Source organism: Nonomuraea sp. NPDC003727 (assembly GCF_053586935.1).
Genome location: NZ_JBSFNE010000017.1, coordinates 111635 through 123148, shown reverse-complemented (window position 1 = coordinate 123148; position 11514 = coordinate 111635). Strand labels below are relative to the sequence as shown.

The window sequence follows — 11514 nt, the reverse complement described above, 5'->3', positions numbered from 1 at the left end:
ACTAGAACAGATTCTAATATCTGTCCAGTGCCCGCCCCCGATGCGCGATCCCCCGTCTCCTGGGACATGCGGCAGACATGCGCTTCCTTGTGACTCGCGAGTAACAAGCGGGACGACACGGACATCGGATAACGTGTTCTCATGCGCCCTCCGCATGCGACTCTCCCCACGCCTCCCGGCAAGGAGGACCAGCCCGCCGCCGGTGTCCGCACCAGAAGCCAGCACCAGCGCCGCAAGCGCATCGTCCAGGCCGCGGCCGCCCTGGCCTCGCGCGGCGGCGTCGAGGCCATGCAGATGCGCACGGTCGCCGAACGCGCAGGGGTCGCCCTCGGCACCCTCTACCGCTACTTCCCCTCCAAGATGGACCTGGTCGTCGCGGTCGTCGGCGAGGAGATCGACCTGCTGGAGAGCAGCATCGAGCGGCGCCCGCCGAACGCTCCGACGGCCGCGGGGCGGGCGGTCGACGTGCTCATGAGGGCCACGCGCGGGCTGATGCGCGAGCCGGAGCTGGCCGACGCCCTCATCCGATCCCTGATCATGGCCGAGGTCGACACCCCGTTCGGCGACCGGATGGCCGGGCTGCTGCTGCGGGTGGCAGGCGGCGAGCAGACCGCCGAGGACGACCTGATCCTGACCGGGCTGCTGTCCAGCGTGTGGGTGCAGGAACTCCTGGAGATGCTGCGCGGGCGGCGCACGTACGAGCAGATCCAGCGCCGCATCGAGATCGCCGCCACCCGCCTGCTGTCCGGCCTCTGACCCCGCTCACGCGGGCGATCCGGGGCCGCGACGCGGGGTCTGGGAACGGAAGCTGTGGCCGAGCTCGCGGCCGAGCCCGAAGTAGTGCCGGAAGTTGTAGATCAGCGGGCTCCACCGGGCCGGGTCGACGTGCTGCGTGCCCGGCACCACGATGCGCGGGTCGGCGTGGACCTTGAGCACGTCGGCCTCCACGATGAGGAAGTCGCCCGACAGGTCGGGTCTGACCCTGACGGCACGAGCCTCCAGCTGAAGGGGACATCCGGCGACCCTGGGCGGCCGGACCAGGTCGGAGGGCTCGGGCCTGAGCCCCGCGGCCGCGAACTTGTCCTGCACGAAGCGGAAGCTGCCCCGCTTGGTGTCCGGCACCGGGTCGCACCCGGTCAGCGGGGCGAGCCGCTCCACCGCGGCCCACTGCCCCGGCTCCGGCAGGTTGATCACCAGCTCGCTCCGGTCGGCGAGGTTGCGCCCCGTGTGCCCCTCGACGCCGAGGCCCATGACGACCACCTGACCGAGCGCCCACGCCGAGGAGATCGGGGCGAGGTTGGCCGAGCCGTCCTCGTTCTCGGTGGAGAGCAGCACGACCGGCGTCCCGAAATACAGGATGCTCGGCGTGATCGTCACATGCCCGGTGGCCATGTCCGTGATGTTCATGGCGTCGACCGTAGGACCGGATCGCTTCGGCCCCGGCCGAAGCGACGGCCGGGGCCATCAGGCGTGCTCCGCCGGACAGGACCTCGACCATCGGGCCACTGGCCCGTTTCCGGCACCTCGGGCAGGGTGTACCACATGAGAGCCATCAGTCAGGATGTTCTGGGCGGACCAGAGGTACTCAAGGAGATCGACCTTCCCGTGCCGGCGCCGGGACCGACCGAGGTACTGGTCAGGGTGCACGCGGCCGGGCTCAACCCGACCGACTGGAAGCACCGGGCGAGCGGCGGCCTCCTGGGCAGGCCGCCGTTCGTGCTCGGCTGGGACGTCTCCGGCGTGGTCGAGGCGGTCGGCGTCGGCGTGTCCCTCTACCAGCCCGGCGACGAGGTCTTCGGCATGCTGCGCTACCCCTCAGGGCACGGCGCGTTCGCCGAGTACGTCACCGCGCCGTCCAGGACCTTCGCCCGCAAGCCCGCCGGCGTCGACCACGTCCAGGCGGGTGCGCTGCCGCTGGCCGCGCTGACGGCCTGGCAGGCGCTGGTCGACGCCGCGGGCGTGCGGGCCGGCCGGCGGGTGCTCGTCCACGCCGCCGCGGGCGGCGTCGGCCACCTGGCCGTCCAGATCGCCAAGGCGCGCGGCGCCCACGTCATCGGTACGGCGAGCGCGGCCAAGCACGATTTCCTCCGCTCGCTGGGCGCCGACGAGCTGGTCGACTACCGGAGCGAGGACTTCGCCACGGCGGTGAAGGACGTCGACGTGGTGCTCGACACGATCGGCGGCGACTACGGGCCGCGCTCGCTGGAGACGCTCAGGCCCGGGGGCACGCTGGTGTCGCTGGTGCTGTCGCGCCGGGACGACGAGCTTTCCGCCAAGGCGCAGGCGCGCGGCGTGCGGGCGGTCGACGTGCTGGTCGAGCCGGACCATGCGGCGATGAAGGCCATCGCGGCACTGGTGGAGGCGGGGCGGCTGCGGGCGGAGATCGCGGCCGTGTTCCCCCTGGCCGAGGCGGCCAAGGCGCACGAGCTCGGCGAGACCGGCAGGACGGTCGGGAAGATCGTGCTGGAAATCAGGCCTTCCACGGCAAAGTAGAACGCGTTACATTTTGCCTCCAGAGCATCATTCTGGAGGCAGCTATGAGCGCACCGGTGATCGTCGAGGCCGTCAGGACACCGATCGGCAAGCGGAACGGATGGCTGTCGGAGCGCAAGCCCCTCCAGGTGCTCGCGGCGGCGCTCAACGGCCTCGTCGACCGGGCGGGGATCGACCCGCGCCTGGTCGAGCAGGTGTTCGCCGGGTGCGTCACGCAGGCGGGCGAGCAGGGCGGCCACGTCGGACGGCACGCCTGGCTGTACGCGGGCCTGCCGTACCAGGCCGGGGTCACCACGATCGACGCGCAGTGCGGATCGTCCCAGCAGGCCGTGCACCTGGTCGCCGCGCTGATCCAGGCGGGGGTGATCGAGGCGGGCGTGGCCTGCGGGGTCGAGGTGATGAGCAGGGCGCCGCTCGGCAGCAACGTGTTACCCGCCAAGCCGAAGCCCGACGACTGGGCGATCGACCTGCCCGACCAGTTCACGGCGGCCGAGCGCATCGCCCGCAGGCGGGGGCTGACCAGGGAGCGGCTCGACTGGTTCGGCGCCCGGTCGCAGCGGCTCGCGGCCAAGGCGTGGGCGGACGGCAGGTACGCCAGGGAGATCGTCCCGGTGGGCGAGGTCTCCAGGGACCAGGGGTTGCGCGAGACGACCACGGAGGGACTCGCGGCGCTGAAGCCGGTGCTCGGCGAGAACGGGCTGCACACCGCAGGCACCTCCTCCCAGGTGTCCGACGGGGCGGCGGCGGTGCTCCTGATGAGCGAGCAGGCGGCCCGGCGGCATGGCCTGCGCCCACGCGCCCGCATCCTCGCCCAGACGCTGGTCGGCGCCGAGCCGCACTACCACCTGGACGGCCCCGTGGACGCCACGGCGGCGGTGCTCGGCAGGGCCGGGATGGCCATGGGCGACATCGACAGGTTCGAGGTGAACGAGGCGTTCGCGGCGGTCGTTCTGTCCTGGGCGTCCGTGCACGAGCCCGACATGGACCGGGTGAACGTCAACGGCGGGGCCATCGCGCTCGGCCACCCCGTCGGGGCGACCGGGGCCCGGCTGGTGACCTCGGCGCTGCACGAACTGGAGAGGGCCGACCTGTCGACCGCCCTCGTGACCATGTGCGCGGGCGGCGCGCTCGCCACGGCCACCATCCTGGAACGCGTCGCATGACCGTACGGCGAAGCGGGGGCGAGCCCCCGAGAGAGGCGACGCGGGAGTCCTCCGACGCCACGCGGGAGGGGGCCGGGAGGCCGACGCGGGACTCCGAAGCCACACAGGAGCGGGCCGGGAGGCCGACGCTGGAGCCCTCCGGCGCCACGCCGGAGCGGGCCGGGAGGCCGACGCGCCGCCGGGCGTACGCCGACCAGCGGCCCCGGGACCTCGGCGGCGGGGTGAGCAGCGTGCCGGTGCCCATCCCCGGCAACCCGCTGGGCTACACGCTCGTCTACGCGATCGACTCGCCCGGCGGCCCGGTGCTGGTGGACGCGGGGTGGAACCATCACGACGCGTGGCAGGCGCTGCGCGCGGGCCTGGCGGCCGTGGGCGTCGACGTGCGGGACGTGCGCGGCGTGGTCGTCACCCACTTCCACCCGGACCACGCGGGGCTGGCCGGACGCGTGCGCGAGGAGTCGGGCGCGTGGATCGCGATGCACGAGGCCGACGCGCGCCTGGTGAAGCTCATGCGCGACCTCGGCGAGGACGAGCACCACGCCTTCCAGTCCGAGATGCTGCGGCGGGCGGGCGCGGGCGCGACCGAGCTGCCTCCTGCCGGTGAGGGACGGCCGGAGCCGCCCGCCGAGCCCGACCTGGCGGTGCGCGACGGCGACCTGCTCGACGTGCCGGGCCGTGTCCTGCGGGCCATCCACACGCCCGGCCACACCTCCGGCCACCTGTGCCTCCACCTGGAGGACGCCGACCGGCTGTTCACCGGCGACCACATCCTTCCCGACATCACTCCTCATATCGGCATTTATCCCTATGACCGGGACGATGTAGATCCGTTGGCGGATTTCCTGTCCTCGCTCGACCGGGTCGCCGCGCTGGGCCGTACCGAGGCGCTCCCCGCCCACGAGTGGCCCTTCCCCGACGCGGCGGCGCGCGCCGCCGAGATCCGCTCCCACCACGAGGACAAGCTCGCCTCGCTGGCCACCCTGGCCGGCGAGCCCCTCACCATCTGGGAGATCGCCGCCCGCATGACCTGGAACCGCCCGTGGGGCGACCTCCCGCCCGTGCTCCGCGCCATGGCGGCGGGAGAGGCCGCCGCCCACCTCCGCGCCCTGGAGGCCCGCGGCCTGATCCGGCGGCTCCCCGAGGTCGATCCCGTCCGGTTCGTGGCCGTACACTCCTAGACATCCGATGTCTAGGGGGAATACGTGGCGGTCACCGACGCGGCGATCGACAAGATCAAGCAGATGATCCTCTCGGGCGAGCTCTCTCCGGGCGACAGGCTGCCCAAGGAGGCTGACCTGGCCGAACGCCTCGGCCTGTCACGCAACTCGCTGCGCGAAGCCGTACGGGCACTGGCGCTCATCAACGTCCTCGACGTACGGCAGGGCGACGGCACCTACGTCACCAGCCTCGAACCCCGGCTGCTGCTCGACACGATGTCGTTCGTCCTCGACCTGCACCGCGACGACACGGTGATCCAGTTCTTCGAGGTGCGCCGCATCCTCGAACCCGCCGCCACCGCGATGGCCGCGCTCACGATGAGCGACGAGGACATCGCCGAGCTGAAGGCGGTGCTCGACTCGCTGCCGCCCGAGCCGACGATCGAGGAGCTGGTGGCCAACGACCTCACCTTCCACCAGCGCATCGCCCAGGGGTCGGGCAACGCCGTGCTGTGCTCGTTCATCGAGAGCCTCTCGGGCCCGACCACCAGGGCGCGCATCTGGCGCGGCCTCACCCAGGAGGGCGCCCTGGAGAAGACGCGGGAACAGCACATCGCGATCTACGAGGCGATCGCGTCGCGGCAGGCGGAGGTGGCGCGGTCGTGGGCGGTCGTCCACGTGGCAGGGGTGGAGTCCTGGCTGCAGAAGGCCCTCTGACGGTGGCGCCTCGGGATTGCCGTCCCTGGACAGCTTCCGCCAGTGCCCCACGACCTTGATCAGCACACTCTGCAACAGGTCCTCGGCGAGGTGCGCGTCTCCCGTGAGCAGGTACGCGGTCCGCATCAGCGCCTGCTGGCGGCTTTGCACGAACTCGTCGAAGCCGTCGTGACGATCCACTGTGATCTCCTCTCGCCGGTACCCAACGCGACCCACCGGGCGAAAGGTTGCAGGTGCCCGCCGACTTTCACCGCCGCCGGGCGGGGACACGGCGCGACCGGTGCCGCGCACGCCGGGGACCGTACGGCAGGCGGCCCCCTGCTCCCCCTCCCCGCGAGAGGCCAGGTGCCGTGGAGCGGCCCTATTGCCGACTCCGACCGGGAGCCGGCCCTGCCGCACCTGTCCGGCTACGGCGCCGTGGCCGCGGTTCCCGTGGACGGGAGCCGGTCGAGAGCGACCCCGAAGTGGTCGAGGTAGGCGGCGCGGAGGTCGCTCTCCTGCAGCACCTGCTCGGTGCGCTCGCCGTTCACCGTCCGGATGAGCTTGCGGCCGCTGATCGTGGTCCGGCCCTCGGCGGTGCGGAGGGAGCAGACCGGTGACCTGGTGAAGTGCGACTGGGGAGAGGTGGTTTGCCACCAGCAGGTCGGGCCGAAGTCCGCCAGTTCGTACGGCCGGGCGGTCAGCCGGTAGGCCGGGTCGCCCTTGTGGACGATGTCGAGGTCGCCGTGCCCGCTCGGTGCGGGGACGACCTGGACGGCGCCCGCGCCGTCCTTCTGCTCGGCCCGCTCGTCGAGCCGCAGCGGCTCGTCGGCGAAGTCGCCGAATCCGACGTCGACCAGCCAGGGCTCGTCGAGATCGACGCGGATCGCCAGGTGGTCGAACAGCGGCCCCAGCCGCTCACCCTGGAAGGCCCTGGCGGCCAGCAGGGTCACCCGGTAGCCGAGCGCGGTCAGCAGTTCGGCGAACAACCCGTTCAGCTCGTAACAGAATCCGCCGCGACGGCGCGCGACGATCTTGTCGTGGAGCGCGCCGGGGTCGAGGGAGATCGGCTCGCCGAGATGGATGCTCAGGTTCTCGAACGGCACCGCTCTCAGGTGGGCGCGCTGAAGGGCACGCAGGCCGGCCGCGTCCGGTTCGGCCGGCCGCGTCGCACCGAATCTGTCCAGATAGCGGGAGATCTCCGACTCGTTCACGAGACAAGCAAACCATGCGACGGGTGACGCTGTGCGCCCTGGAAGTCAGGCGCTGCGGGGCCGGGTCGCGGGCTGGAACATGAAGGAGATCGCCTCCATGAGCCCCTGCCGCTTGGTCTTCTGGATGGCCGCGATCCGCCACTGGCCGTCCGCCTCGCGTACGACGGTGTAGGTCTGCACCTTGCCGAGCTTCTTCGGCCTGCTCTTGTAGACGTCGCCGCGGCTGACGACGACGGCGGTGTCCGGGCCGTAGAAGCGGATGTCGATGATCTCCATCGCCAGGCGGCTGCCCTTCAGGAAGCTGTCGAACAGGACCTGGTGGGCCCGGCCGATCTCCGCGCCGCCCTGGTAGACGCTGCCGACGAAGGTCACGTCGGTGGCGTCGGCGGTGAACTGCGCGCCGTAGGCGGTGCCGTCGCCGCGGTCCCAGGCCTCCCGTGCCCGCTCCAGCAGCGCGCGAACGGCGGCGGTGTCGCTCTCGATGGCGGCGTCGCGGGTCATGTCGCTCCCCTTCCATTCAGCTTCATCTATCAAGATTCTGCTTTTGTTAATTATCTTCTCCGATGAAGAGATTAGCGCAGGGCAGCATGATGTCAAGCCCGTATGGATGAGTAGGGGCGTACTCAGGCGCGACGCCTCCCCTGTCGCCCACACTCGGCCCTGGACGACACCTCAAGGAGCCGCAAGGAGATGGTGGAGATGGACATCCATCTGGCGCGTGCCGACGCACGGCGAGCGAAGGCCCTGGCGAACACCGAGTCGCCGTACACGATCGAGGTCCGGTTCATGGGCGGGCTGAGCGAGACGCAGAAGGCGGCGTTCGCCGCCGCCGCCGACCGCTGGGCGCGGGTCATCGTGGGCGACCTCCCCGACGTCCGGATCCCCGAGCTGGAGGGCCTTCCCGCCGGCATCGCGGCGGGCGAGCGGATCGACGACCTGGTGATCCTCGCGGAGGGCGCGAAGATCGACGGTCCCGGCACCGAGCAGGGCAACATCCTCGGCCAGGCGGGTCCCCTGCTCCTCAGGTCCGGCAGCGCGCTCCCGGCGGTCGGCGTCATGCGGTTCGACACCTTCGACCTGGACCGGATGGAGCAGACGGGGCTGCTGCACGACGTGATCGTGCACGAGATGGGTCACGCGCTGGGCTTCGGCACGATCTGGGAGACGCTGGGGCTGTCGACGGGTCTCGGCGGTCCCGACCCGACCTTCGTGGGCCCGGCCGCGAGCAGGGAGTTCGGGGTGCTGCTGGGCGCGGCCGGACCGCATGCCGTCCCGGTGGAGAACGTCGGCGGGCCCGGCAGCGTGGGCGGCCACTGGCGCGAGTCGGTGTTCGGGGTGGAGCTGATGACCAGCAGGGTCTCGCAGCTCGGCAACCCGATCAGCAGGACCAGCGTCGCGGCGCTGGAGGACATGGGCTACCAGGTGGACCTGGCGGCGGCCGAGCCGTACGTGCTGCCGTCGCCGCTGTTCATGGCCGAGGTCAGGGGCATGCGGCCGGAGGTGGCTCCGACGTGCACGGTCGCCGCCCCCGAACCGATCGCCACCATCTGAGCCGCCGGACAACCCCGCCCCACCCCACCGCCGCGACGCACGGACCGGGCCGCATGACCCGGCACGCTCTCCCGGCGCACCACCACGGCGCGCGGACCCGCGCGTCCCGGCGCGCCCCGGTGCTCGGACCAGGCGGTCGGCTGCGGTGGGCTGGGATACTCGGCGGATGCGGATAGATGATCTCGAACCGGACAGGACCCTGCTGGACCTGCAGCACGCCGCCTACGCCGTCGAGGCCGAGCTCATCGGCGACGACCGGATCCCGCCCCTGCGCGAGACGCTCGACGACCTGATCGCCGCGCCGCTGGCGTGGCGGGGCGCCTTCGACGACGAGGGCATGCTGGTGGGCGCGGTGGCGTGGACGGAGACCGACGACCTGGTCGACATCGACCGTCTCGTCGTCGATCCCCGCGCTCACCGGCGGGGCATCGGAAGGACGCTGGTCGCCGAGCTGCTCGACCGGGCGGACGGCCGGACGACCGTCGTCTCCACCGGCCGCGGCAACGTCCCGGCGCGGACCCTCTACGAGCGGCTCGGGTTCACCAGGATCGAGGACGTCGAGGTGATTTCCGGCCTGTGGATCACCAGGTACGAGCGCCGCGGGTAGAACCACGTCGTGGCCGACAAGCTGGAGCGGTATCGCGACATGAGAGACCCGGCGAAGACGCCTGAGCCGGTACCTGAGCGGGCACCCGAGCCGGGCGGCGACGACACGTTCGTCATCCAGGAGCACCACGCCCGGTCGCTGCATTGGGATCTGCGGCTGGAGCGCGACGGCGTGCTCGCCTCCTGGGCGATACCGAAGGGCCTGCCCGAGGACCCGGCGGTCAACCACCTGGCGGTCCACACCGAGGACCACCCGATGGAGTACTCGACGTTCGAGGGGGAGATCCCGCGCGGCGAGTACGGCGGCGGCACGATGACGATCTGGGACCGCGGCACCTACGAGACGGAGAAGTGGTCGGACCGCGAGGTCAAGGTGGTGCTGCACGGGGAGCGGGCGCAGGGCAGGTTCGCGCTGTTCCAGACGAACGGCAAGAACTGGATGATCCACCGCATGGATCCCCCGTCGCGGGATCCGCTGCCCGATCTGGCCCCCATGCTGCCCGTGCGGCGCGCCCGGCTGCCGAGGAACGCCGAGGACTACGCCTTCGAGTTCGCGTGGGGCGGGCGCAGGACGCTGGTGCCGATCGAGGGCGGGCGCACCGACGTGCCGCTGCTGAGGCCGCTGGCCGAACGGCTCGGCAGCCGGACGGCGGTGCTCGACGGCGAGATCGTCTCCCTGGCGGGCGAGGAGGTGTTCGTCGCCTACGACCTGCTCTACGACGCCGGCCGTTCACTGGTCGGCGAGCCGTACCGGACGCGCAGGGCGGCGCTGGAGGCGCTGGAGATCGCGGGCGCCAGGTGGCAGACCGCGCCCGCGTGGCCCGGCCAGGCCCAGCCGGTACGGCAGGCCGCCCGCGACCAGGGCCTGCCCGGCGTGGTCGCCAAGCGCCTCGACTCGCCCTACGAGGAGGGCGAGTCGAAGGCGTGGATCTTCGTCCCGGCGGAGGCGTGACGGCCGGAAAGCCGCCGGCCCTGCGCGGACGCGTGCCCGGCCCGGAGCCCGCGGACGCCGGTCGTTCAGGCGCCTGGAGCGGGGACGGCGTGCTCGGCGGCGCGGCTGACCCGCTCCCACCCGCCCCAGGTGTCCATCCGCTGCCGCGAGATGTCGAAGGCCAGGTCGTACACCATGCTGCCGAGCAGCAGCCGCAGCGGCGGCTCGTCGCTGTCGACCAGCGCGAGCACCGCCTGGGCGGCCAGGCGCGGCTCGCTGTCGATCGACCCTTCGGCCCACTGCTTCTCCAGCTCGGCCCGTAGCGGGGCGTAGGGCGGCAGCGGAGTGGTGGCGGTCATGCTGGTGTAGAGGTCGGTCCAGTACCCACCGGGCTGCACGATCGTGAGCTTGACGCCGAACTGGGCCGCCTCCATGGCCAGCGCCTCGCTCATGCCCTCCAGCGCGAACTTGCTCGCGCTGTAGAGGCCGGTCGTGGGGAAGCCGCCGAGCCCGGCGATGCTGGAGATCTGCACGATGTGCCCCGCCCGCTGGGCCCGCAGGTACGGCATGACGGCCTGGCCGACCCACAGCGCGCCGAAGAAGTTGACCTCCATCTGCGCTCGGGCCTGCTCTTCGGTGAACTCCTCGACCATGCCGGCGGACATGGCGCCCGCGTTGTTGACGACGATGTCGAGCCTGCCAAAATGCTCGTGGGCGGCCGCGACGGTGGCGAGCACCGCGGCGCGGTCGGTGACGTCGAGGGGCAGGACGAGCAGGTCGCCCGGGTGGGCGGCTTCCAGCTCGCGCAGCGGCTCGATGTTCCTGGCCACGGCGACCACCTGGTCACCGCGCTCCAGCGCGGCCTCGGTGAACGCGCGGCCCAGACCGCGGCTGGCGCCGGTGATGAACCAGGTCCTGGCGGTATCGGCGGTACGCATGGGTGAGGCTCCGATCTGTACGAGTCGAGACGGTTCGTCTCGTATTACGTCGACAACTATGGGGGCCTGGATGTGGAATGTCAAGACGGTCCGTCTCGTCTCAGGTAAGCTGCTGCCCGTGACAGCGAACGCGGCCCGACGGAGCGAGACCTCCCGGCAGGCCATCCTCACCGCCGCCTTCGAGCTCGTGACCGAGGTCGGCTACGCCAGGCTCAGCATCGAGGGCATCGCCGCGCGGGCGGGCGTCGGCAAGCAGACCATCTACCGGTGGTGGCCGTCCAAGGGCGCCGTGCTCTTCGACGCCTTCCTCGCGGCCATGGGCGGGGGGCCGGGCGACGAGGCGGCCCTGCCCGACACCGGCGACCTGGCGGCGGACCTCAAGACGGTCCTCCACGCCACCGTCGACGAGCTGAACGATCCCCGCTACGACGAGCCGATGCGCGCGCTCAACACCGAGATCGTCCACGACGCCGAGCTGGCCGCCGCCTACGCCGAACGGCTCGACCTGCCGATGCGCGAGATCAAGCGGAAGCGGCTGCGGGCGGCCCAGGAGGCGGGGCAGCTCGCCGCCGACCTCGATCTCGATCTGGCCATCGACCTGCTGTGGGGGCCGCTGCTCAACCGCTGGATGCAGCGCGGCGGCCCGCTCACCCACGAGTACGCGAGCGCCCTGGTGGACACGGCGCTCACCGGCATGCGCCCCCCGCGCTGACCCGAGCGCTCACCGGCATGCCCCGGGCGTGCGGCCGAGCGCTCAGCGGCATG

13 protein-coding genes and 1 pseudogene are annotated in these 11514 nt (G+C 71.9%); 9 read left to right on the top strand and 5 right to left on the bottom strand.

The features are described from left to right. The first annotated feature begins 141 nt into the window (after positions 1-141). The gene (locus ACWDLG_RS35340) at positions 142-756 is read left to right on the top strand and encodes a TetR family transcriptional regulator (protein WP_449928480.1); all 615 of its coding nucleotides are present in this window, start codon (positions 142-144) and stop codon (positions 754-756) included. Positions 757-762: 6 nt separating this feature from the next. On the opposite strand, the gene ACWDLG_RS35335 is transcribed toward ACWDLG_RS35340, so the two are convergent. Further along, positions 763-1407, bottom strand: a complete 645-nt coding sequence (locus ACWDLG_RS35335; RefSeq protein ID WP_449928479.1) for a flavin reductase family protein — start codon at positions 1405-1407, stop codon at positions 763-765. A 135-nt stretch (positions 1408-1542) separates the two neighbouring features. Here ACWDLG_RS35335 and ACWDLG_RS35330 point away from each other — a divergent pair, with 135 nt between their 5' ends. The 4 genes from ACWDLG_RS35330 (at position 1543) to ACWDLG_RS35315 (ending at position 5530) form a co-directional block, all read left to right on the top strand. Continuing rightward, positions 1543-2493 (top strand): NADP-dependent oxidoreductase, encoded by a 951-nt coding sequence (locus ACWDLG_RS35330; RefSeq protein ID WP_449928478.1) that lies wholly within the window; start codon positions 1543-1545, stop codon positions 2491-2493. A gap of 44 nt (positions 2494-2537) precedes the next feature. After that, positions 2538-3656, top strand: a complete 1119-nt coding sequence (locus ACWDLG_RS35325) for a steroid 3-ketoacyl-CoA thiolase (protein WP_449928477.1) — start codon at positions 2538-2540, stop codon at positions 3654-3656. Between the two features lie 230 nt (positions 3657-3886). Next, positions 3887-4834, top strand: a complete 948-nt coding sequence (locus ACWDLG_RS35320) for an MBL fold metallo-hydrolase (RefSeq protein ID WP_449928476.1) — start codon at positions 3887-3889, stop codon at positions 4832-4834. A 24-nt stretch (positions 4835-4858) separates the two neighbouring features. Then, complete coding sequence (locus tag ACWDLG_RS35315) at positions 4859-5530, top strand: FadR/GntR family transcriptional regulator (RefSeq protein WP_449928475.1); 672 nt, start codon at positions 4859-4861, stop codon at positions 5528-5530. Positions 5531-5554: 24 nt separating this feature from the next. Here the strand turns inward: ACWDLG_RS35315 and ACWDLG_RS35310 are convergent. From ACWDLG_RS35310 to ACWDLG_RS35300, 3 genes and pseudogenes are all read right to left on the bottom strand, one after another. Beyond that, positions 5555-5680: pseudogene (locus ACWDLG_RS35310) on the bottom strand (sigma factor); the annotation flags it as partial. 257 nt (positions 5681-5937) lie between these two features. Next, entirely contained in the window at positions 5938-6723 is a 786-nt protein-coding gene (locus tag ACWDLG_RS35305) for an arylamine N-acetyltransferase family protein (protein WP_449928474.1), read from the bottom strand. Between the two features lie 45 nt (positions 6724-6768). After that, a complete protein-coding gene (locus tag ACWDLG_RS35300) occupies positions 6769-7224 on the bottom strand; it encodes an SgcJ/EcaC family oxidoreductase (RefSeq protein WP_449928473.1) in 456 nt (151 codons plus the stop codon). Positions 7225-7422: 198 nt separating this feature from the next. Here ACWDLG_RS35300 and ACWDLG_RS35295 point away from each other — a divergent pair, with 198 nt between their 5' ends. From ACWDLG_RS35295 to ACWDLG_RS35285, 3 genes are all read left to right on the top strand, one after another. Then, the gene (locus ACWDLG_RS35295; RefSeq protein WP_449928472.1) at positions 7423-8274 is read left to right on the top strand and encodes a leishmanolysin-related zinc metalloendopeptidase; all 852 of its coding nucleotides are present in this window, start codon (positions 7423-7425) and stop codon (positions 8272-8274) included. 166 nt (positions 8275-8440) lie between these two features. Next, on the top strand, positions 8441-8881 hold the full coding sequence (locus ACWDLG_RS35290; protein WP_354909936.1) for a GNAT family N-acetyltransferase: 441 nt from the start codon (positions 8441-8443) through the stop codon (positions 8879-8881). A gap of 9 nt (positions 8882-8890) precedes the next feature. Then, positions 8891-9832, top strand: coding sequence for a DNA polymerase ligase N-terminal domain-containing protein (locus tag ACWDLG_RS35285; RefSeq protein ID WP_449928471.1), 942 nt, complete (start codon positions 8891-8893; stop codon positions 9830-9832). Between the two features lie 65 nt (positions 9833-9897). Here the strand turns inward: ACWDLG_RS35285 and ACWDLG_RS35280 are convergent, their stop codons facing one another. Next, complete coding sequence (locus ACWDLG_RS35280; RefSeq protein ID WP_449928470.1) at positions 9898-10749, bottom strand: SDR family oxidoreductase; 852 nt, start codon at positions 10747-10749, stop codon at positions 9898-9900. Between the two features lie 118 nt (positions 10750-10867). Between ACWDLG_RS35280 and ACWDLG_RS35275 the strand changes: the two genes are divergently transcribed. Then, positions 10868-11461, top strand: coding sequence for a TetR/AcrR family transcriptional regulator (locus ACWDLG_RS35275; RefSeq protein ID WP_449928469.1), 594 nt, complete (start codon positions 10868-10870; stop codon positions 11459-11461). Positions 11462-11514 lie beyond the last annotated feature (53 nt).

Excerpts from the sequence above, each read along its gene's own strand:
- ACWDLG_RS35340 (WP_449928480.1), top strand. The coding sequence starts at position 142 with ATGCGCCCTCCGCATGCGACTCTCCCCACGCCTCCCGGCAAGGAGGAC.
- ACWDLG_RS35335 (WP_449928479.1), bottom strand. The coding sequence starts at position 1,407 with ATGAACATCACGGACATGGCCACCGGGCATGTGACGATCACGCCGAGC.
- ACWDLG_RS35330 (WP_449928478.1), top strand. The coding sequence starts at position 1,543 with ATGAGAGCCATCAGTCAGGATGTTCTGGGCGGACCAGAGGTACTCAAG.
- ACWDLG_RS35325 (WP_449928477.1), top strand. The coding sequence starts at position 2,538 with ATGAGCGCACCGGTGATCGTCGAGGCCGTCAGGACACCGATCGGCAAG.
- ACWDLG_RS35300 (WP_449928473.1), bottom strand. The coding sequence starts at position 7,224 with ATGACCCGCGACGCCGCCATCGAGAGCGACACCGCCGCCGTTCGCGCG.
- ACWDLG_RS35295 (WP_449928472.1), top strand. The coding sequence starts at position 7,423 with ATGGACATCCATCTGGCGCGTGCCGACGCACGGCGAGCGAAGGCCCTG.
- ACWDLG_RS35290 (WP_354909936.1), top strand. The coding sequence starts at position 8,441 with ATGCGGATAGATGATCTCGAACCGGACAGGACCCTGCTGGACCTGCAG.
- ACWDLG_RS35280 (WP_449928470.1), bottom strand. The coding sequence starts at position 10,749 with ATGCGTACCGCCGATACCGCCAGGACCTGGTTCATCACCGGCGCCAGC.